The organism is Saccharopolyspora sp. NPDC045839 (assembly GCF_056431645.1).
Map to the genome: position 1 here is coordinate 63334 of NZ_JBWKKH010000034.1, position 20275 is coordinate 83608.

Here is a 20275-nt window from a genome sequence, read left to right on the forward strand (position 1 = left end):
AGGTCGCGCCTCCGGTGGGACGGTCGGATCACGAGGGGATCACCACTGCCTTCGCGGCGCACGGGCCGGATTCGGTCCTGGTTAGACTGCCCGGGATGAACAGCGGGGACGACCGGGATTCGTTGCGCCACCACGGCGACGTCGACGCCGAGCACGGCCTGCTCGACTTCGCGGTGAACGTCCGCCTCGACCGCCCCCCGGCGTGGCTCCGCCACCGCCTCGCGGCGGCGCTGGACCGCCTCGGCCGCTACCCGTCGGCCGCCGACGACCTGGCCGCTCGGTCGGCTGCCGCCGCCCGCCACGGCCGCACCGCCGACGAGGTCCTGCCGCTGGCCGGGGCGGCGGAGGGCTTCGCGCTCCTGCCGTCGCTGCGCCCCCGCCTCGCCGCGCTGGTGCACCCTTCGTTCACCGAACCCGAGCTGGCGCTGCGCACCGCCGGTGTCGAGGTGGCGCGGGTCCAGCTGGATCCGGCGGACGGCTACCGCCTGGACGCGACCGCAGTGCCGGAGCAGGCGGATCTCGTGGTGCTGGGCAACCCGACCAACCCGACGTCGGTGCTGCATCCGGCGGCGGAGATCCGGCGGCTGCTGCGGCCGGGCCGGGTGGTGCTCGTCGACGAGGCGTTCGCCGACACCGTGCCGGGCGAGCCGGAGTCGCTCGCGGGCTGCCGGGAGCCGGGGCTGCTGGTGTTCCGCAGCCTGACGAAGATGTGGGGGTTGCCGGGGCTGCGCGCGGGGTATGCGCTGGGCGACCCGGAGCTGCTGTGGCGGCTGTCCCGCTATCGTCCACATTGGCCGGTCAACGCGCTGGTGCTGGAGGCGATGATCGCCTGCTGCGAGCCGGCGGCGCTGGCCGAGTCGGAGCAGGCGGCGGCCGAGTTCGAGGAGCACCGCGCCGGGCTGGTCGCCGAGCTCGACGGCATCCCGGGGCTGCGGATCGCGCTGCCCGCCCGCGCCCCGTTCCTGCTGCTGCAGGTGGCCGGCGGGGCGGAGGTGCGGGAAGCGTTGCGGCAGCACGGAATCGCGGTCCGCCGGGGTGACACGTTCCCCGGTCTCGGACCCGATCACCTGCGGGTCGCGGTTCGCGACCCGGCGCAGAACGCTTTGCTGGTGAAGGCATTACGCGACATCTTGGGACGGGGGTGAGCCGGTGGTGGTGCGGCTTCGAGAGGTGATCGGCGCGCTGGAGGAGGCGTATCCGACCGAGCTGGCGGAGAGCTGGGACGCGGTCGGCCTGGCGTGCGGCGACCCGGACGCGGTCGTGCAGCGGGTGCTGTTCTGCGTGGACCCGGTCGAGGCCACTGTGGACGAGGCGGTGGATTTCGGCGCGCAGCTGGTGGTTTCGCACCACCCGCTGCTGCTGCGCGGTGTGCACGGGGTGCCCGCGGACGACCCCAAGGGGCGGATCGTGCACCGGCTGATCCGCTCCGGCATCGGCCTGTACTGCGCGCACACCAACGCCGACAGCGCGGTGCAGGGCGTGTCGGATGCGCTGGCCGCGGCGATCGGCCTGTCCGTGCGCCGGCCGCTGGTGCCGCACGCGGAGGGTGCCGAGACCGGGCTTGGGCGCATCGGCGAGCTGCCCGAGGCCGAGCCGTTCCGCGACTTCGTGAACCGCGTCGCGCAGAACCTGCCCACCACGGCCTGGGGCGTGCGCGGTGCGGGCGACCCGGAGCGGCCGATCCGCACCGTCGCGGTGTGCGGCGGCGCGGGCGATTCCTACCTGGCGACCGCGGCCGCGGCGGGCGTCGACGCCTACGTGACCGCCGACCTGCGGCACCACCCGGCCGGCGAGCACCTGGCCCGGGCCGACGTGCCCGGTGCGGAGGTGCCCGCCCTGGTGGACGTGGCGCACTGGGCGAGCGAGTGGCCGTGGTGCCAACAGGCCGCGGACATCGTCGCCGCAGCGCTGCCGGATACAGTCGAAGTCCTCGTTTCCACCCGCCGCACCGACCCGTGGACCGTCCACGCCGGCGCGGCATCCGACCCAGGGAGGGCGCTCGCGTGAAAGCCGACCCCGCCGTTCAGCGACGGCTGCTCGATCTTGCGGAGGCGGACGCGGAACTCAACCGCGTCGAGCACCGCAGGCGCACGCTGCCGGAGCTGGAGCAGATCGGCCAGGCCGAGGGCGAGGTGCGTGCCAAGCGCGATGAGCTGGTGGTCGCCCAGACCGCGTTCAGCGACCTGGACCGCGAGGTCAAGCGGCTGGAGAACGAGGTCGACCAGGTGCGCGCCCGGGAGCGGCGGGACCGCGACCTGATGGCGGCCGGGGCGTCCGCCAAGCAGCTCGAAGACCTGGAGCACGAGCTGCAGACGCTCGCCCGCCGCCAGGGCATCCTCGAGGACGAGCAGCTCGAGGTCATGGAGCAGCGCGAGGCCCTCGAAACGAACGTGACGAAGTCGCGCGAGGCGGCCGCCGCCGCCGAGGAGCGGCTCGCGGACATCCAGTCGCGCCGCGACGAGGCGCTCGCCGACCTGGAGGTGGCGGAGACGCGTCGCAAGGGCGAGCGGGACCTGATCACCAAGGCGATGCCGGCGGACCTCCTCGCGCTCTACGAGCGCGTCCGCGCGCAGCGCGGCGTCGCGGCCGGGCTGCTGCAGGGCGCCCGGTGCGGCGCGTGCCGGATCGAGCTCGACCGCTCCGCGCTGACCGAGGTGCGCGAGGCCGCGGCCGACGACGTGGTCCGCTGCGAGGAGTGCGGCGCGATCCTGGTGCGGACCGGGGAGAGCCGGTGAGCTCGCGGGTCGTCGTCGAGGCCGACGGCGGATCGCGCGGCAACCCGGGCCCGGCCGGATGCGGCGCGGTGGTTCGCGACGCCGAGTCCGGCGAGGTGCTCGCCGAGCGGTCCATCGGGCTGGGCGTGGTGACCAACAACGTCGCCGAGTACCAGGGCGTGATCGCGGGCCTGCGGGCCGCCGCCGAGCTCGGTGCCGCCGAGCTCGAGGTGCGGATGGACTCCAAGCTGGTCATCGAGCAGCTGGCGGGGCGCTGGAAGGTCAAGCACGCCAACCTGCAGCCGCTGGCCGCCGAGGCGCGGCAGCTGATCGCGGGGTTCGGCCGCGTGGACCTGCAGTGGGTGCCGCGCGCCCAGAACGCGCACGCCGACCGGCTGGCCAACGAGGCGATGGACCGGCAGGCCGGCGGCGCCGAGCGGTCGAGCGGCACGTCGACGCCGGGTGAGGCGAGCACGAGCTCCGCGCGCATCCGGCCGTCCGGCTGGCTCGGCGCCGACGGCACGCCGACGAAGATGCTGCTGCTGCGCCACGGGCAGACGCCGATGTCGGTGGACCGGCGCTACTCCGGCCGGGGCGACATCGCGCTGACCCCGCTGGGGGAGCGGCAGGTGCGCGCGGCGGGCAAGCGCCTGGCCGCGATGGACGGCGTGATCACGCCGGACGGCATCGCGCCGGTGATCGCCTCGCCGCTGACCAGGACCCGGCAGTCCGCGCAGGCCGTGGTCGACGCGACCGGCGGCGAACTGCTCTTCCACGACGGCCTGCTGGAAACCGACTTCGGCGACTGGGAGGGCCTCACCTTCGCGGAGGCCTCCGAGCAGTTCCCGCAGCTGCACCGGAAGTGGCTCGGCGACCCGAGCATCGTGCCGCCGGGCGGCGAAAGCCTCGACGCGGTCTTCGAGCGGGTCACGGCGGCCCGCGACGACCTCCTGACCCGGTACGCGGGGCAGACGATCATCGTGGTCAGCCACGTGACGCCGATCAAGGCGCTGCTGCGCCTCGCCCTGGACGTCGGCCCGTCGATGTTCTACCGGCTGCACCTCGACCTGGCGTCGCTGTCGATCGTGGAGTTCTACCCGGACGGCAACGCATCGGTCCGCCTGGTCAACGACATCTCCCACTGGTCGTAACGACATCCCCACCGCCGCACCCCGCCGGTGCGCCGGTGTCCGTCCCGCAATTTCAATGGAAATCAGAGGTTCGATTTCCATTGAAATTGCGGCGTTCCGGCACCGGCACCGGCGGGGAAGGCGGCGCTCCCGTGTGCACTTTGTGTTGCTATAGCAACTGCTATAGCAACCAAAAGTGCGCACGGGTACTTGACCGGATCCAGTGTCACCCCGTGGTGTGCGGCGGCGAGGTGGGCGTGCGCGCCGCGTGATCACCCGGCGCATTCGAGCCGCCCCGCGGCGTCCCTGGTTCAGACCATTGACATGTGTGAGGTGGGTTACTAGCGTGCCCTGAAACCGTATAGGAAGTTAACGGATAGGGGTTTCGGTGGCGCGGGAAGCAGGGGCGGCGCGGGACGGGAGCCCGCGGCTGCTGCGGGCGATCAACGATCGGGCCGCGATCGAGGCGATGCTGCGGCGGGGCGCGCTGACCCGGGCCGAGCTCGAAGCCGTCATCGGCTTGTCCAAGCCCGCGACCGTCGCGCTGCTCGCCCGGCTGGAGAAGGCCGGCATGGTGCGCCGCGGCAAGCTGCGCGGCGGGAATCGCGGGCCCGCCGCCCAGATGTGGTCGGTGAACGGCGCCCTCGCGCACGTCGCGGGCGTGAGCCTGACCCCCGACGAGGTCGACATCGTGATCGCCGACATCACCGGCGAGATCCGCGTGGAGCACCGCAGCGCGCTGCCGTCCGGCAACGACGCGCCGCTGGCGTTCGCCACCGCGATGACCGAGGCCGCGGCCCGCGCCGAGCTGCGCCCCGACCAGCTCGCCAAGGTCGTGATCGGCTCGCCGGGCGCGGTCGACCCGGCCACCGGGCACCTCGGCTTCGCCCCGCACCTGCCCGGCTGGGAAGGCTTCGACCTGCCCGGCCGGCTGCGCGCCGAACTGGGCACCGACGTGATCGTCGACAACGACGTCAACCTGGTCGCGCTCGTGGAGATGACCGCCGGGCGGGCCCAGCAGGTCCGGGACTTCGTGCTGGTCTGGCTCAGCGATGGGCTCGGCGCCGCCGTGGTGATCGACCGCGTGCTGCACCGCGGGGTCACCGGTGGCGCGGGCGAGATCGACTGGATGCGCGCACCCGACCGGGCCCGGCTGGACACCGGCGTGGACCGCACCGGCTCGCGGCTGGGCGGCTTGCTGAGCTACCGGTCGATCAACAAGCTCGCCCGCGCGCACGGCCTGAAGGCCCGCAACGGTGCGGCGGCCGTGCAGGCGGCGCACGACGCGGGCGCCGCCGGGCAGGCGTTCCTCGCCGACCTGGCGCGCCGCGTCGCCACCGGCGTCGCCGGTGTCGTCAGCGTCCTCGACCCCGAACTCGTGCTGCTGACCGCCGAGATCGCGCAGGTCGGCGGCCGGCAGTTCGCCGACCTGGTCGCCGCCGAGCTGCACCGCCTCGTCGTGCCGCGCACCCCCGTGGAACCGGCGGAGTGCACCGAGCGCGCGGTGCGTGCGGGCGCCCTGCAGGTCGCCCTCGGCCTCGCCCGGGAGCAGGTCTTCGGCCTGCCCGCCACGGCGGTGGGAATCCGATCCGACCCGGAAGTCCAGTTGGAGGAGGCGCGATGAGACGGTCAACGGTCGTGAGCGGCCGTTCCGGTAAGAACCGGAATTATCGCTCACGAGCATTAGCGGCAGCGGGCACGGCGGTGGCGGCGCTGGTCGCCGCGTCCTGCACGGCGGGCTCCACATCGGACGGTCCGCAGCCCGCGCCGGGACCGGACCAGCAGGTCACCATCACGGTGTCCAGTCAGTTCACCGACCGCGAGCTCGACGTGCTCAACCGGGTGCTCGACGGGTTCCACGCCAAGCACCCGAACATCACCATCAACAGCCAGGGCAACCAGGACGACGACAAGATCACCCAGGCCATCCGCGGCGGCAACCCGCCGGACGTGGCGATCTCGGCGGAGACGATCAACCTCGGCCAGTTCTGCTCCAGCGGCGCCTGGCAGGAACTCGGCCCCTACCTGCAGCGCGACCAGGTCGACCTGAACCAGATCCCGAAGGTCGTCCAGGAGTACACGCAGTTCCAGGGCAAGCGCTGCGCGATGCCGCTGCTGGCCGACGTCTACGGCATGTACTACAACGCCGACCTGTTCGCCAAGGCGGGCATCACCGCGCCGCCGAAGACCACGTCCGAGCTGACCGATCTCGCCAAGCGGCTCACCGAGTTCAACCCGGACGGCTCGATCAAGGTCGCCGGCTTCCTGCCGGTGCTGACCTCGCAGGCCAACCACCCGTGGAACTGGGCGCCGCACTTCGGCGCGACGTGGATGGACGCGCAGGGCAAGTCGGTGCTGGGCCAGGACCCGGCCTGGCAGGAGATGTACCGCTGGCAGAAGGAACTCGTCGACTTCTACGGCTGGGACAAGCTGGTGCAGTTCACCGCCGGTCTCGGCCAGCAGTACTCCGCGGACAACGCCTTCCAGCAGGGCAAGATCGCGATGATGATCGACGGCGAGTACCGCACCGGGTTCATCGAGGACGGCGCGCCGAACCTGCGCTTCGGCACCGCGCCGTTCCCCGTCTCGGACAGCAAGCCCGAGCTCTACGGCACCGGCTTCGTGACCGGCACGATCATCGGCATCCCGCGCGGCGCGGAGAACGCCGGCGCGGCCTGGGAACTCGTCCGCTACCTGACGACCGACACGACGGCGCTGGTGGACCTGGCCAACGGCCTGAAGAACGTGCCGACCACCACCGCGGCGCTGCACGATCCCCGGCTGGAGAGCAGCGAGCAGTACAAGACCTTCCTGGACCTGTTCGACAACCCGCAGCTGGTGGCCAGCCCGCCCAGCCCGAACGGCGGCGCCTACATGAAGTCCGCCGAGGACTTCTCGGTGAAGTGGCAGAGCGGCCAGGTCACCGATCTCGGCGGGGCGTTGCGGGAGCTGGACGCCCAGATCGACGCGGCCAAGGCGCTGGGCGGCGGCTGACGGCATGGTGGCGACGTTGGAACGGACGCGGCCGGGGCGGGCCGCCCCGGCCCGCGCCCGCACGGCGCGCAACCGCCTGCGGGTGCTGGGCTTCATGGCTCCGTGGATCATCGGGTTCGGCTGCTTCTTCGCGTATCCGCTGCTGGCCACGGTGTTCTTCTCGTTCACCGGCTACGACCTGCTGACCCCGCCGGAATGGGTCGGGCTGCGCAACTACGCGTACCTGCTCTTCGGCGACCCGGTGGTGCGCATCGCCGCGGTGAACACGATCTGGCTGGTCGTGGTCCTCACGGTGCTGCGCGTGGTGTTCGCGCTCGGCGTCGCCGCCGTGCTCGCCCGGGTGCGCAAAGGCGTCGGGCTGCTGCGCACCCTCTGCTACCTGCCCGCGCTCGCGCCGCCGGTGGCGGCCACGCTGGCCTTCACCTTCCTGTTCAACCCCGGCACCGGGCCGGTGAACGGGTTGCTGGGGCTGCTGGGCATCGACGGGCCGCTGTGGTTCAACGACCCGGCGTGGGCCAAGCCCGCCCTGACGCTGCTCACGCTGTGGGGCAGCGGCGAGCTGATGATCATCATGCTGGCCGCGCTGCTGGACGTGCCGCAGGAGCTGCACGAGGCGGCGGCGCTGGACGGCGCGGGCCCGGCCCGCCGGTTCTGGCACATCACGCTGCCGTCGATCGCGCCGGTGCTGCTGTTCGGCGTGGTCAACTCGATCATCTTCGCGCTGCAGTACTTCACCCAGGCCGTGGTCGCCGGTTCGGTGGCCTCCGGGCAGGCGGAGGTGGTGGGCAGCAGCAAGGTCCTGGGCTACCCGGACAACGCGACGCTGACCTTCCCGGCCTGGCTCTACCAGCAGGGATTCCACTACTACAACATGGGTTACGCGGCGGCGATGGCGGTCGTGCTGTTCGTGTTCTCCCTCGGTTTCACCGCGTTGCTCATCCGCCGGATGCGCGGCGGCACCAACGCCGAGGAGGTGGGCTGAATGGCTTCGTTGAAGCGGCGAAGCCGCTTGGCCCACCCTCCCAACTTGCACCGCCGCGGGTTCTCAGGTGTCTCCTCGGGAGGACAGCCCCAGCGCTGTGTATCGGCATACATGAGTCGGGGATCCCGGACCGAGGGGGCGTCTGAGGTTCCGCCACCCGCACCGCCACGCGAATCGAGCACCAGGAAGGAGGTGGGCTGATGTCGCACGGACGGTTGTACTGGGTCGCGGTGCACAGCATCGGGATCGCGCTCGGGCTGATGTTCTTGCTGCCGCTGGTCTTCGTGTTCCTCACCGCGGCGATGTCCGACCAGCAGGCGCTCACCGCCGACCTGTGGCCGCGGGAGTGGCACTGGGAGAACTTCGGCGAGGTCTTCACCAAGGCGCCGATGCTGCGGTACCTGGCCAACAGCCTGCTCTACTCGGTGCTGGCCACGGCTTTCATGCTGATCTCGAGCATCCCGGTGGCCTACGCGCTGGCGAAGCTGCGCTGGCGGGGCCGCAACGCCGCGTTCGTGCTGGTGATCGCGGCCATGATGCTGCCGCCGCAGGTCACCGCGGTGCCGCTGTACATCGTGTGGACCCGTTTCGAGCTCACCGGCACGATCTGGCCGCTGATCATCCCGTACCTGTTCGGCGACGCGTTCAGCATCTTCCTGCTGCGCCAGTTCTTCCTGACCATCCCGCAGTCCTATGTGGACGCCGCGAAGGTGGACGGCTGTTCCGAGTTCGCCGCGATGCTGAGAGTCGTGCTGCCGATGGCGCGGCCCGGCATCGCCGCGGCGGCGCTGTTCTGCTTCCTCTACACCTGGAACGACTTCTTCGGCCCGCTGCTCTACGCGGGCGAGAGCCAGCAGTCCTGGACGCTGTCGGTCGGGCTGGCGTCGTTCCGCGGCATGCACCGGGTGGAGTGGAACCTGACGATGGCCGCGACCGTGCTGGTGATGCTGCCGGTCATCGTGCTCTTCCTGTTCGCGCAACGAGCCTTCGTCCGCGGTATCACCTTCACCGGAGTCAAGGGGTAGCCAGCGATGAAACTGACCGTGGTGGGCGGCGGTTCCACCTACACGCCCGAACTCATCGACGGTCTCGCGGTCCGGCGGGAGCCGGCCATCGACGAGATCGTGCTGGTCGATCCGGACGCGGAGCGGCTGGAGGTCGTCGCCGCGTTCTGCCGCCGGCTGCTGCAGGAGGCGGGTCACCCGGCGCGGCTGCGCACCACGCCGGACGTCGTGGAAGCCGCCGGCGGGGCGTCGGCCGTGCTGTTGCAGCTGCGGGTCGGCGGTCAGGAAGCGCGCTTCGGGGACGAGACGTTCCCGCTGGACTGCGGCTGCATCGGGCAGGAGACCACCGGGGCCGGCGGCCTCGCGAAGGCGCTGCGGACCGTCCCGGTGGTGCTGGACATCGCCGAGCACGTGCGGGCCGTGGCGCCGGACGCCTGGATCGTCAACTTCACCAACCCGGTCGGCATCGTCACCCGCGCGCTGCTGGCGGAGGGGCATCGCGCGGTCGGGCTGTGCAACGTCGCGATCACCTTCAGCCGCTGGATCGCGCAGCTGCTCGACGTCACGCCCGATGCGGTCCGGCTCGAGCACACCGGCCTGAACCACCTCACCTGGGTGCGCGGGGTCCGCGTCGACGGCCGCGACGTCCTGCCGGAGCTGCTGGCCGAGCACGCCGACGCGCTGGCCGGGCACATCGGCCTGCCGCCCGGCCTGATGCGGCGGCTCGGCATGGTGCCGTCCTACTACCTGAAGTACTTCTACGCCCACGACGAAGTGCTGGCGCAGCAACGCAAATCCCCGCCCCGCGCGGCCGTGGTCGCCGACGTCGAACGCGACCTCCTCAAGCGGTACGCGGACCCGTCGGTGACGCGGAAACCGGAGGAGCTTACGAAGCGCGGCGGGGCCTACTACTCGGAGGCCGCGGTGCAGCTGGTGCACGCCCTGACCGCGGGCGGCCCGGCGGAACACGTGGTGAACGTGCGGAACGACGGCGCGCTTCCGTTCCTGCCGGACGACATGGTCGTCGAAACGAACTCCGCTGTGGACTCCACGGGGGCCGGGCCGCTGCCGGTGCGACCGGTCGAGCCCGCGCTGGCCGGCCTGATCGGCCATGTCGCCGGGTACGAGCAGCTGGCCCTGGACGCCGCGCTGCGCGGCGGCCGCGACCGGGTCGCCGACGCGCTGCTCGCACACCCGCTGATCGGCCAGCACGCCGTCGCCGACGAGCTGGCGGACGAACTCGTCCGGCGCAACGCCCCGTTCCTGCCGTGGGCCCGATGAAGCCCGCGGTGCTGGCCATCGACGGCGGCAACAGCAAGACCGACGTGCTGCTCGTCGCCGCCGACGGTTCGGTGCTGGCCGCCGTGCGCGGGCCCGGCGCATCGCCCCAGCACGTCGGCGTGCGGCGGTGCCTGGACAGCCTCGCGGACCTGGCGCGACGGGCCGCCGCCCTGGCCGGGTTGCCGACCGCGGAGCCGTTCGCGGTGCACACCGCGGCGTGCCTGGCCGGGGCCGATCTGCCCCGGGAAGAGGCCGAACTCCGCCGGGCGATCGAAGAACGCGACTGGTCCGACTCGGCGACGGTGGACAACGACACCTTCGCGCTGCTGCGCGCCGGCACCGACGACGGCGTCGGCGTCGCGGTGGTCTGCGGTGCCGGGATCAACGCCGTCGGGGTCGCGCCCGACGGCCGGACCTCCCGGTTCCCGGCGATCGGCCGGATCTCCGGCGACTGGGGCGGCGGTGCGTTCCTCGGGCAGGAGGCGTTGTGGTGGGCGGTGCGCGCCGAAGACGGTCGCGGCGCACCGACCGAACTGCTGCCCGCGGTGCTGGCCCACTTCGGGGCGCGCACCGCGGCGGAGGTCGTCGAGGCGCTGCACTTCGAAGAACTGCCCGCGACCGCACTGCACGGGCTGTGCCCGGTGCTCTTCGAGGTCGCCGAGGGCGGCGACGCGATCGCCTGCGAGCTGGTCGACCGGCTCGCCGAGGAGGTCGGGCTGCTCGCCACCGTGACGCTGCGCCGCCTCGGGTTGCTCGACGGGCCCGCGGCGGTGGTCCTCGGCGGCGGGGTGCTCGCCGGGGCCGGGCGGCGGCTGCTGCCGGACATCGCGCGGCGCTGCGCGAAGGTCTCGCCGGAGGTGGAGGTCCGCGTTGTCGAGGCGCCGCCGGTGATCGGCGCGGGATTGCTCGGCCTCGACCGGATCGGCGCCGGCCCGGCCGCTCTGCGCAGGCTGGCCCGGGCCGAGCCCCGGCCCGTCGGCCAGGGCGCCTGAGCGCGGGTGGGCCCGCAGTTTCAATTGAAACTGGGAACCCATCGGATGCCGTGGAAGACGAGCCCTCGGATGGACGGGCTGTGGCGGATGAGCCGGCCTGTAAGCCGGATTCTGTTCTCGGGAGCCTTGCGGCCGGCCCGGTCGGTGACCATCCATCTGGGCCTGCCGTCGCCGGCAGGCTCGGTGCGGCCTACCCGCGAACATCGGGCGAGCAGCCCTCGAACGTCCGCGCAGACGCCGTGAAGGCGTCCTCTTGACCTTGCTCCGGGTGGGGTTTACCGAGCCACCCCGGTCACCCGGGGTGCTGGTGGTCTCTTACACCACCGTTTCACCCTTACCCGGCGAAAACGCCGGGCGGTCTGTTCTCTGTGGCACTGTCCCGCGGGTCGCCCCGGGTTGCCGTTAGCAACCACCCTGCTCTGTGGAGTCCGGACTTTCCTCGACGAGATCGCTCCTGCCGCGGTCACCCGGCCGACTCATCCGCGCGTTCGAGTCTAGAGGGTCCGGAGGGCTTTCCGCGCAGGTGGTCGACGCGGGGCCGGGCGCCGCCGAACAAGATCGACCCGGCAACCGGCGGATCCCCCGGGAGGGTTAATCTCGGCGTGCGCGCGATGGGCGTTTTGCGAAGTTCCCCAGCGTGTGCGTTCAGTTGCGGAGGGTAACGGCGTTGGGTTCTTGAGGTCGGGGCGATCGGTGCCGGTCCGGCATCGGTTTCTCGGGAGTCCGCAGTCGCCGCGCCGTGCTTCGCGCCGTCGGCCGGCGCCCTCCTTTCTTCTCGCGCGTCGAAATCGGAACGCGCTGATCCACCGTTCGGAGCGAGCATGACGAGATTCGTGGCGCCCAGCGCCGACGAACACGACGAGATACCGGCCGGGTCACCCGCCGAAGCCGCGGCCGGGACGACCGCCCGGCCGGCCCGCCGGTCCTTGCGGGACGCCGCCGCGTGGCTCATCGGCGGGCTGTCGTTACTCGTCACCGTGCTGTTCCTGGTGGTCAACCTGGCCTACAACCAGTGGCACTTCATCCCGCCCGTCGACGACGCGTACATCCACCTGCAGTACGCGCGGCAGATCGGCACCGGGCACTTCCTGCAGTACAACACCGGAGACCCGATCAGCACCGGCGCGAGCAGCCTGCTCTACGTGCTGATCCTCGGCGGCGCCTACGCGCTGGGCCTGCCGAGCGAAGCCTTCCTGCCGTTCGCGATGCTGTTCGGCGCGCTGTGCATGGCGCTGACCGCCGCGCTCACCTACCGGCTCGGCACCCGGCTGGCCGACCGCCAGGTCGGGATCTGGGCCGGGCTGCTCGTCGCGCTGAGCGGCCCGCTCGCCTGGGGCGCCACCAGCGGCATGGAGATCGCGTTCGTCGCGCTCCTGCTCGTCGCGCTGCTGCTGGTGTTCACCGCCGAGCGTGCGACGAACCGGTTCCGGTGGACGCCGCTGGTCGCGGTGGTGGCCGCCCTGACCCGGACCGAGGCGCTGCTGTTCGCCGGCGTGCTCGGCCTGGCGATGATCTGGCACGTGATCGCGCACGCCCGCGGCACCCGCGCCGCCTGGCCGCGCGTGATCGGGCGGATCGCCTGGATCGGCCTGCCGGTCTACGCCGCCGCCGGGCTCTACGCGTTCTACTGGGCGGTGACGGGTTCGGCGGAGCAGAACGGCGTGCTCGCCAAGTCGCTGCTGCACATGCCCGCGGTGTACCCGCTGGAAGTCGCGGACAAGGTGCTCAGCAACTTCCGCACCTTCCTGACCGCCTTCTCGGGACTGTCCACTCAGGACTACGTCTTCCCCGGCGCGCTGCTGCTCGCGGTGATCGGCGTGATCGGCCTGTTCCGGCGGTCCCCGCAGTGGCGCGGTCTGGCGCTGGCCGCCGGGATCGGTGTCGTACTGGTGCTGGCCTCGGTGTCGACGCTGGAATTCGCCGACGTCCACCACATGCGCTACGTGCAGCCGCTGATGCCGATCCTGCTGCTGTTCGCCGTCGTCGGCATCCACACCGCGGCCCAGCTGTTCACCGGCGGCGCGCGGCGCTCCGTGCTGGCCGGCGGTGTCGTGCTGGCGCTGCTGTTCACGGTCTCCCAGCTGCCCGCGTGGAGCCTGCGGCAGGCCCAGCAGGCGGCCGGCATCCGGGACCAGCAGGTGAGCATCGCCCACTGGATCAAGGGGCACCTGCCGCGCGGGGCGAACGTCGCGGTCAACGACGTCGGCGCCATCACCTACCTCTCGGACCGCTACGTGGTCGACCTGATCGGGCTGGCCACCACCGGGTTCGCCACCCCGAACCTGCACGGCGCAGGCAGCCTCTACGAGGAACTGCGGTACCTGCCGGAGGACCGGCGGCCGGACTACTTCGCCATCTTCGACTCGTGGAGCGTGCACGGCCTCGGCGAGGCCGGCCTGTTCGGCCGCGAGCTGATCACCTTCGAGCTGAAGTCGCCGACGTTCTCGCACACCACGCTCGGCGGGATGTCGGCCTGCCAGGCCGCGCGGACCTGCACCAAGGTGACCATCTACCAGGCCGACTGGAACGCGCTGGGCTCCGGCGACCAGCCGCTGCTGGCCGCCGACGGGCAGATCCGCGACCGGCTCAACGTCGCCGACCTGCGCGACGAGGAGCGGCACGACTACCAGGTCGTCCCGGCGCACCAGGGCTTCCAGCCGCGCACCCACGTCAAGACGGTCACCGGGCCCGACGGCGGCGACGTCGTCGACAGCGGCCGGCACGTCGTCGGCGGCGAGACCGTCACCTTCCACGACCTGATCCCCGGCCGCGCGGTGACGATCACCGGCCGCGTCGACGCGACCGAGCCGCTCGGGGCCGAACCGACCGGTTCCCGCGCCGTCCAGGTCTCGGTGAACGGGGAGGTCGCGGGCGTCTGGAACTTCGACGCCGACCCGCGCGGCTGGGTCGAGAGCACCTTCGCGATCCCGGCCGCGCTGGTCACCGGCTCGACGCTGACCGTCGAGCTGGGCCCGTTGCAGGATTTCCTCGGCCCGTACCCGGATTACCAGTCCTACGCCTACTGGGTGAGCCAGTAGCGGACTCGCGGCATTCCGGCCGGTGGAGCGTCCACTGTGCACAATCCGGCCGGTCGCGGCGGCCGCCCCTGCCCGCCGGGCGCTGTACCCGAACCGCTACCCTGAGTTGGCGCGTCAAGATCACCTTGTTTCGATCCGGCCCCGCGGCTTCACATTCGCGTGATCCGGTCGGGTGCATCATGACGCGATGTGCGGAAATCCACTGGCTCACCGAAGTCATGCACGGTGTGTTACGAAGGGGCTCGCAAGCGGGTGAACAGCCACACGAATCCAGACCAGAACCGGCCTGGTGGGCGTCTTTTTCCCGGTGTTCTGCCGAAAGCGGCCTGCCCGAACGGCCTATTCGCGGCGTGACGACGAGGGCTCCGCGACACCGTTTCCGCCACACCGGAACTCGCAACCACTACTTCTGGTGACCATGTCATGTTCTACTCGTACCTGCGTGCCGGGCCGGGCCCGGCGGGCTGAGGTACCGACCCGACGACACTCCGCGCTATCAGGGGTAAAGAGATGACCGCCATGTCGCTGGAAACTCTGGCGCAACTGGACGTACTGGCGCAGCAGACGCAGCTGGGCACCGGAGGCATTCAGGGCTGGATCCTCGAAAACCTGCTGCCGCTGCTGCTGCTCACCGTCGCGATCCTGCTGCTCTGGCTGGGCGGCGGCAGAGGCGACAACGCGGGCGTCATGCGCCGCGTCGGCGGGGTGATCGTCGCGCTCGCGATCATCGGCCTGGCGGTGAACGGGGCGGGCGTGAACATCGGCACGTTCATCGCGGGCCTGTTCAGCACCACCGGCGGGTGATCCGGCGTGCGAATACGGACCGACGACGAGATCTACCGGGTCGACGCGGTCTGGCTCGGCCCGCCCAAGGCGACCTTCCCGTGGCGCGCCCGCTACGTCGCCTGGGGCGTGGGCCTCGTGGTGTTCCTGCTCGTGCTCGCCGTGGAACGCCGGATGAACATCGGCTTCGACTTCTTCTCCACCGCGTGGGCCGTGATCATCACGATCGTCATGACCCGGATCATCTGCTCCCGGATCGGACACGAACGACCGCTGGGCGCGGTGCTGGTGATGTGGCTGCGCGAACTCACCGCGCCCCGCGAGAAGACGTCCGGCACGGGCGGAGCCGCCAGCGCCGCCCGGGTCAAGGTGCGGAGGCAGCGGCCTCGGCCCAAGAAGTCCAAGCGGGGACGCCCGGTGCCGCCGCAGCAGCGGCCCGCCCGGCCCAGGCAGCAGCCGGCCGCCCGCAGCACGGTTCCCAGCAGGCGCACGCGTAGCAAGGAGGTTCGCGGTGTTCGGTCGCCGGCCAGGCCGTGAGCGCAACACGCACCAGGTTCCGGGTCCCCGCGGCTCGAACGGCAAGGTCCGCAGCGCGAAGGGCAAACCGGGTAAACGCGGCCGCGGGCCCGGCGACGAGCAGTCGATCCCGAACTACACGCCGTCGATCGCCGCGCGGTCCATCGACGGCCACCTGCTGCGCACCGGTCAGGACGTGTTCGCCTGGTACCGGCTCTCCCCGCAGCGCTGGTCCTTCCGCTCCGACTCGCAGCGCCAGGACCTGATCGCGGCGATCGCCGGCCAGTACGCCGAGCTGCAGGGCCGCTGGATGCACCTGCGCGTGACCAACCGGCCGTACCCGATCCGGATGTGGGCCGAGGCGCACGTGCACAACTCGCGCTACCCGCTGCCGGACACGCCCGGCGCGCTGTCCTTCGACGACTACATGGTCGGCGAGCAGCAGCAGCTGATGGGCCGCTCGATGGCGGAGAAAGAGGTCTACCTGGGCGTCCAGGTGCAGACCCGCAACGTGGTGGACCGCGCCGTGGAGCGCGCCGCGCCGCTGCTGCGCCGGGTGTTCCCGGAGGCGGTGGACGCCGAACTCGTCGCGCTGGACAGCGAGGTCGAGCACCTGGACCAGGTGATCGGCTCGGCCGGGCTGGACGGGCGCCCGGTGACCGCCGAGGAGATCTCCTGGCTGATGCACCGCTCGTGCTCGCTGGGACTGCCCGCGCCCCGCAACCTGCCCGCGGTGCCCGGCGCGCCGTGGGAACCCGAAGACCTCGCGTCCTTCACCGACGCCTCCGACATGCACCAGGACCCGTACGCGCCGACGGTGACCGTGCGCGGCCGCACCGGCTCGAACGCGGGCGTCACCCGCCACCTCGCGGTGCTCACCGTCGGGCAGACGCACGGCCTGCAGATCCCGGAGATCGACGACCCGTGGGTGCAGCACTCCGACCGGCTGCCCGCGCCGGTCGAGTGGTCCGCGCGGATCTACGTGCGCCGCCCCGAGGACGTCGGCGGCGAGCTGCAGCGGCAGATGAACAAGGTGCGCTCCCAGGTCCGGCACTACACCGAGGAGCACGGCCTGGAGCCGCCGACCTCGCTGGCCCGGCAGGCGGGCCGGGTGCTCGAGGTCGACGACGAGATGACCTCCGGCTTCACCGCGCTGGCCACCCGCGTCAAGTCCTGGTGGCGGCTGGGGGTGTCCGGCCCCACCGAGCGGGACGCGCTGCGGCTGGCGCAGCAGATCCTCGACCTCTACAAGCCCAAGATCGCCATAGAGCACCCCGAAGCGCAGTACGCGATGGCCCGCGAGTTCATCCCGGGCGAGCCGCTGGCCAACAGCGCCTACCTGCGCCGCGGCTCGGTGGTGTGGGCGGCGTCCGCGGTGCCGCAGGCGACGGCGGAGGTCGGCGACCGGCGCGGCGCGCTGCTCGGCGAGACCTGCACCGCGACCCGGCGCCCGGTGGCCTGGGACCCGTGGATGGCGCAGGAGATCCGCGACGCCTCCGGCCTGACCGCGATGGTCGCCGGGCTCGGTGGCGGGAAGTCCTTCCTGGGCGGCGGAATCGTCTACAAGACGCTGCGCTCCGGTGCGCACTGGACGCTGCTGGACCCGTCCGGCCCGCTCGCCGAGCTGTGCACGCTGCCCGAGCTGCGGCCCTACGCCCGGCCGATCAACCTGCTCAACGCCCAGCCCGGCATCCTCAACCCGTACCGGGTGGTGGCCGAACCGGACCTGGAGCACTTCGTCGACGAGGAGGACCCGGAGCGCAGCTGGCGCCGCGAACGCGCGCTGGCCGCGGCCACCCGGCGCCGCCTGGTGCTCGACGTGCTGACCGGCCTGCTGCCGTACGAGGTGGCGAGGCTGCCGCAGACCCGGATCGTGCTGCTGCGCGCGGTCCGCGCCGTCGGCGGGCGGCCGGACGCCCACCCGGGCATGGTCTTCGAGGCGCTGCGCCGCGACGCGAGCGAGCACCACGAGCACGCGGTGGTGGTGGCCGACTTCCTCGACGAGATCCGGGAACGGATGTCGCTGCTGATCCCCGAGGTCAACGCCGACCCGTACTCGGAGCGGCGCGAGGACCGGCTCACGGTGCTGACCATGGCCGGCCTGACGCTGCCGAAGGACGGCGTCGGCCGGGAGCACTGGACCGACGCGGAGGCGCTCGGCGTCGAGATGCTCAACCTGGCCGCCTGGCTGACGCAGCGGTCGATCTACGAGCGGCCCAAGAACGAGCGCAAGGGCGTGTGGATCGACGAGGCGTTCTTCCTCTCCGAGGTGCCGACCGGCCGCGTGCTGATGAACCGGTTCGCCCGCGACTCCCGGAAGTGGAACGTCCGGGTCCTGCTGTCGAGCCAGATCCCGGCCGACTTCCTGCGCATCCAGGGCTTCGTGTCCCTGCTGGACTCGGTCTTCATCGGCCGGCTGGACGACGAGCAGGCGCAGGCCGACGCACTGCGGCTGCTCAAGGTGCCGGTCGGCGCCGGGTACGAGCAGGTGGTGGCGGCGCTCGGCCGCCGGCCGGGCCCGGCCCGCAACGCCACCGAGCGCGACCGCTCACCGCGCCAGTTCATCTTCGGCGACGGCGCCGGCGGCGTGGAGAAGATCCGCATCGACTTCTCCGGACCCCACCTGGAGCACCTGCGCGACGCGCTGGACACCACGCCGGCCGCCGAGGACTACGCCGAGCACCGGTCCCTGGCGCCCGCCGCCGACGGGGCGAACTCCGACTCCGGCGCCCCCGCGCTGGGGTCGGGCGACGAATACCCGGACGACTACGAATCGTTCGACGAGTTCGAGCTCGAAACGGTCGGCATCGGCTACGCCGACGACGGCAGCGAGCGCTCGACCGGCCGGCCGGGCGAGCGGGGTGGGGAAGACGCGCGGTGAACGGCCAGATCAGCGGCGCTGCGCTCGCGACCGCGCTGTTCGCGCTGGTGGTCGCGGTGCTGTTCCGCCGCCACCGGAAGCGGCGTGAGCGGCTCGCCGCGGGAGCTCCGAAGCGCCGCGCGTTCGCGCTCGTCGCCGGGCTGATCGCCATCCAGGCGCTGATCGGGGCCCCGGCCTGGGGCCAAGGCCTGGACTGCAAGGAAGCGCCGAACCCGGAGCGCCCCGGCTCGGGCATGGTCGGCGCGCTGGACCCCGCGCCGATGGGCGTCGGGAACCCGGGCAGCGCCTACGACGAGGTCGGCTACGCGGGGCTGGTCTGGCACACCTACGACCTCGGCTGCGGCCCGCAAGGCGTGACCAACCCGAACGCGCTGGTCGACACGTGGCTCGGCAACGAGATGTTCAACATCGCCAAGAACCTCGTCGGCGCGACCAACGGCCTGCACTACGCGCTGCTCAACGGCGACCTGCTGGACCCGCTGGACGACGTCATCGCCACCGGCACCGTCGCGCTCTACGACAGCGTGTTCACCCCCTGGTTCGGGCTGGTCGCGCTGGTGCTGGCGATAGTGCTGTTCCGCTACATCTGGTCGGGCGACCTGGCCTCCATCGGCAAGCGCGGCATGTGGGCACTGGCCGGGCTGTGGTTCGCCTCCGCGACCTACCTGACGCCGCTGGTCTACACGCACGCGCTGGACGACGTGGTGATCACCGGGACGTCGGCGGTGCAGGCCGGGTTCCTGCGGGAGGTCGGCGTCGACGAGAGCAACGCCCTGCCCACGCTGCTGCACGACCAGGTCATCTACCGCAACTGGTTGCGCGGGGAGTTCGGCTCTCCCGACTCGCCGCAGGCCCAGCAACTCGGCCGGGAACTGCTGCGCGCCCAGTCGTGGACCAAGCAGGAGGTCAACGCCGGGGCCGACGCCGGTTCGCCGGAACCGAAGAAGCAGGCGTTCGAGGACGTCGCCGGGAAGATGGGCAGCTCCTACGGCTACTTCCAGGGCGTCGACGGCAGCCGCGTCGGCGCCGGCGTGCTGGCGCTGGTGCAGGGCTTCTCCTACGCGGCGTTCCAGCTGCTGGCCAAGGCGACGATCCTGCTCGCCCAAGTGCTGCTGCGGGTGCTGATCCTGGCGGGGCCGCTGATCGGCCTGGTGGCGCTGATCTACCACCAAGTGCTGCGCACGATCGGCCGGGTGGCCGGCGCGGCGGTGCTCAACGTGGTCATGATTTCGGCGCTGGCCGGCCTGCACACCCTCATCCTGACCTGGATCTTCGACCCGCTGCGCGGTTTCTCCGCGCTCACCCAGATCCTGCTGGCCGCGCTGGTGACGATCGTGTTCCTGCTGGTCGCCAAGCCCGTGCGGCGGATCGGCCAGATGGTCCAGCTGTCGGTGGGCACCGTCAGCCGCGCCGTGCCGCGCGCCCCGCAGGGCTTTTTCTCGCGATTCCGCGGGCGCCCCCAGCGGGACGAAGAGGGCGGCAACTTCTGGGACCAGGTCCGCGACATGGATCCCGACGAGGAGTCCGGGACACCGCAGCGCGGCCGCTGGCGGAGCCGGCCGGAGGCGCAGCACATGTCGGTCGCGACCGCGCAGCGGTTGGACCGCGACGCGCCGGCGGCGGTCGCGTCGGGCGCGAGCGCCGCTCTGCCCATCGGAGGCGCGGTGCGCCGACCGGGTGGTGCGGCGGCGCTGCCGGAGGCGCGGAGCACGAGCCGAGTCGTCGATACCAACCCGGTGGCGGATGCCAAATGGGATGGGATCGACGAAGATCCGGTGCTGATCCCGTCGCGCACGGCGGGCTCCCCGGTGCCCGGCCCAGCGGCGGAGCCGCCGGGACCGCGCCGAGCGGAGATGGAGGTCGTGGCCGGACGTCCGGTCTACGTGGTCTACCGGCCGTCCCGAGGCCTGGAGGTCGCAGATGGCTGAGGAATTGTCGACGGGCTCATCGTGCGTGGCGG

15 protein-coding genes and 1 other RNA gene are annotated in these 20275 nt (G+C 72.0%); 15 read left to right on the plus strand and 1 reads right to left on the minus strand.

From position 1 onward, the window contains the following. Positions 1-95 precede the first annotated feature (95 nt). The 10 genes from cobC (at position 96) to AC07EQ_RS34500 (ending at position 11097) form a co-directional block, all read left to right on the plus strand. The gene (cobC, locus tag AC07EQ_RS34455) at positions 96-1145 is read left to right on the plus strand and encodes an Rv2231c family pyridoxal phosphate-dependent protein CobC (protein ID WP_478392006.1); all 1050 of its coding nucleotides are present in this window, start codon (positions 96-98) and stop codon (positions 1143-1145) included. 7 nt (positions 1146-1152) lie between these two features. Continuing rightward, positions 1153-2007, plus strand: coding sequence for a Nif3-like dinuclear metal center hexameric protein (locus AC07EQ_RS34460; RefSeq protein WP_478392007.1), 855 nt, complete (start codon positions 1153-1155; stop codon positions 2005-2007). Next, positions 2004-2735, plus strand: a complete 732-nt coding sequence (locus AC07EQ_RS34465) for a zinc ribbon domain-containing protein (RefSeq protein WP_478392008.1) — start codon at positions 2004-2006, stop codon at positions 2733-2735. The genes AC07EQ_RS34460 and AC07EQ_RS34465 overlap by 4 nt, the downstream gene beginning before the upstream one ends. After that, the gene (locus AC07EQ_RS34470; protein WP_478392009.1) at positions 2732-3865 is read left to right on the plus strand and encodes a bifunctional RNase H/acid phosphatase; all 1134 of its coding nucleotides are present in this window, start codon (positions 2732-2734) and stop codon (positions 3863-3865) included. The genes AC07EQ_RS34465 and AC07EQ_RS34470 overlap by 4 nt, the downstream gene beginning before the upstream one ends. A gap of 367 nt (positions 3866-4232) precedes the next feature. Continuing rightward, the gene (locus AC07EQ_RS34475) at positions 4233-5468 is read left to right on the plus strand and encodes an ROK family transcriptional regulator (protein WP_478392010.1); all 1236 of its coding nucleotides are present in this window, start codon (positions 4233-4235) and stop codon (positions 5466-5468) included. Continuing rightward, positions 5465-6838 carry an extracellular solute-binding protein gene (locus tag AC07EQ_RS34480; RefSeq protein ID WP_478392011.1) on the plus strand — a complete coding sequence of 458 codons (1374 nt, stop codon included), beginning with the start codon at positions 5465-5467 and terminating at the stop codon, positions 6836-6838. The genes AC07EQ_RS34475 and AC07EQ_RS34480 overlap by 4 nt, the downstream gene beginning before the upstream one ends. Positions 6839-6842: 4 nt before the next feature. Beyond that, positions 6843-7820, plus strand: coding sequence for a carbohydrate ABC transporter permease (locus AC07EQ_RS34485; RefSeq protein ID WP_478392012.1), 978 nt, complete (start codon positions 6843-6845; stop codon positions 7818-7820). Positions 7821-8020: 200 nt separating this feature from the next. Continuing rightward, entirely contained in the window at positions 8021-8845 is an 825-nt protein-coding gene (locus AC07EQ_RS34490) for a carbohydrate ABC transporter permease (protein ID WP_478392013.1), read from the plus strand. Positions 8846-8851: 6 nt separating this feature from the next. Next, a complete protein-coding gene (locus AC07EQ_RS34495; RefSeq protein ID WP_478392014.1) occupies positions 8852-10105 on the plus strand; it encodes a 6-phospho-beta-glucosidase in 1254 nt (417 codons plus the stop codon). After that, a complete protein-coding gene (locus AC07EQ_RS34500; protein WP_478392015.1) occupies positions 10102-11097 on the plus strand; it encodes an N-acetylglucosamine kinase in 996 nt (331 codons plus the stop codon). The genes AC07EQ_RS34495 and AC07EQ_RS34500 overlap by 4 nt, the downstream gene beginning before the upstream one ends. An 84-nt stretch (positions 11098-11181) precedes the next feature. On the opposite strand, the gene rnpB is transcribed toward AC07EQ_RS34500, so the two are convergent. Then, positions 11182-11576, minus strand: an RNA gene (gene rnpB, locus AC07EQ_RS34505) — RNase P RNA component class A. Between the two features lie 342 nt (positions 11577-11918). Here rnpB and AC07EQ_RS34510 point away from each other — a divergent pair. The 5 genes from AC07EQ_RS34510 to AC07EQ_RS34530 all read left to right on the plus strand — a co-directional run bounded on the left by AC07EQ_RS34510 (position 11919) and on the right by AC07EQ_RS34530 (position 20243). Continuing rightward, positions 11919-14135 (plus strand): hypothetical protein, encoded by a 2217-nt coding sequence (locus AC07EQ_RS34510; RefSeq protein WP_478392016.1) that lies wholly within the window; start codon positions 11919-11921, stop codon positions 14133-14135. Positions 14136-14645: 510 nt separating this feature from the next. Next, positions 14646-14939, plus strand: a complete 294-nt coding sequence (locus tag AC07EQ_RS34515) for a hypothetical protein (protein WP_478392017.1) — start codon at positions 14646-14648, stop codon at positions 14937-14939. A 6-nt stretch (positions 14940-14945) separates the two neighbouring features. Further along, the gene (locus AC07EQ_RS34520) at positions 14946-15455 is read left to right on the plus strand and encodes a hypothetical protein (RefSeq protein ID WP_478392018.1); all 510 of its coding nucleotides are present in this window, start codon (positions 14946-14948) and stop codon (positions 15453-15455) included. Further along, positions 15430-18315 (plus strand): ATP-binding protein, encoded by a 2886-nt coding sequence (locus AC07EQ_RS34525; protein WP_478392019.1) that lies wholly within the window; start codon positions 15430-15432, stop codon positions 18313-18315. The genes AC07EQ_RS34520 and AC07EQ_RS34525 overlap by 26 nt, the downstream gene beginning before the upstream one ends. Beyond that, entirely contained in the window at positions 18312-20243 is a 1932-nt protein-coding gene (locus tag AC07EQ_RS34530; RefSeq protein WP_478392020.1) for a hypothetical protein, read from the plus strand. The genes AC07EQ_RS34525 and AC07EQ_RS34530 overlap by 4 nt, the downstream gene beginning before the upstream one ends. Positions 20244-20275: the final 32 nt, after the last annotated feature.

Excerpts from the sequence above, each read along its gene's own strand:
- cobC (WP_478392006.1), top strand. The coding sequence starts at position 96 with ATGAACAGCGGGGACGACCGGGATTCGTTGCGCCACCACGGCGACGTC.
- AC07EQ_RS34500 (WP_478392015.1), top strand. The coding sequence starts at position 10,102 with ATGAAGCCCGCGGTGCTGGCCATCGACGGCGGCAACAGCAAGACCGAC.
- AC07EQ_RS34490 (WP_478392013.1), top strand. The coding sequence starts at position 8,021 with ATGTCGCACGGACGGTTGTACTGGGTCGCGGTGCACAGCATCGGGATC.
- AC07EQ_RS34480 (WP_478392011.1), top strand. The coding sequence starts at position 5,465 with ATGAGACGGTCAACGGTCGTGAGCGGCCGTTCCGGTAAGAACCGGAAT.
- AC07EQ_RS34495 (WP_478392014.1), top strand. The coding sequence starts at position 8,852 with ATGAAACTGACCGTGGTGGGCGGCGGTTCCACCTACACGCCCGAACTC.
- AC07EQ_RS34485 (WP_478392012.1), top strand. The coding sequence starts at position 6,843 with ATGGTGGCGACGTTGGAACGGACGCGGCCGGGGCGGGCCGCCCCGGCC.
- AC07EQ_RS34510 (WP_478392016.1), top strand. The coding sequence starts at position 11,919 with ATGACGAGATTCGTGGCGCCCAGCGCCGACGAACACGACGAGATACCG.
- AC07EQ_RS34515 (WP_478392017.1), top strand. The coding sequence starts at position 14,646 with ATGACCGCCATGTCGCTGGAAACTCTGGCGCAACTGGACGTACTGGCG.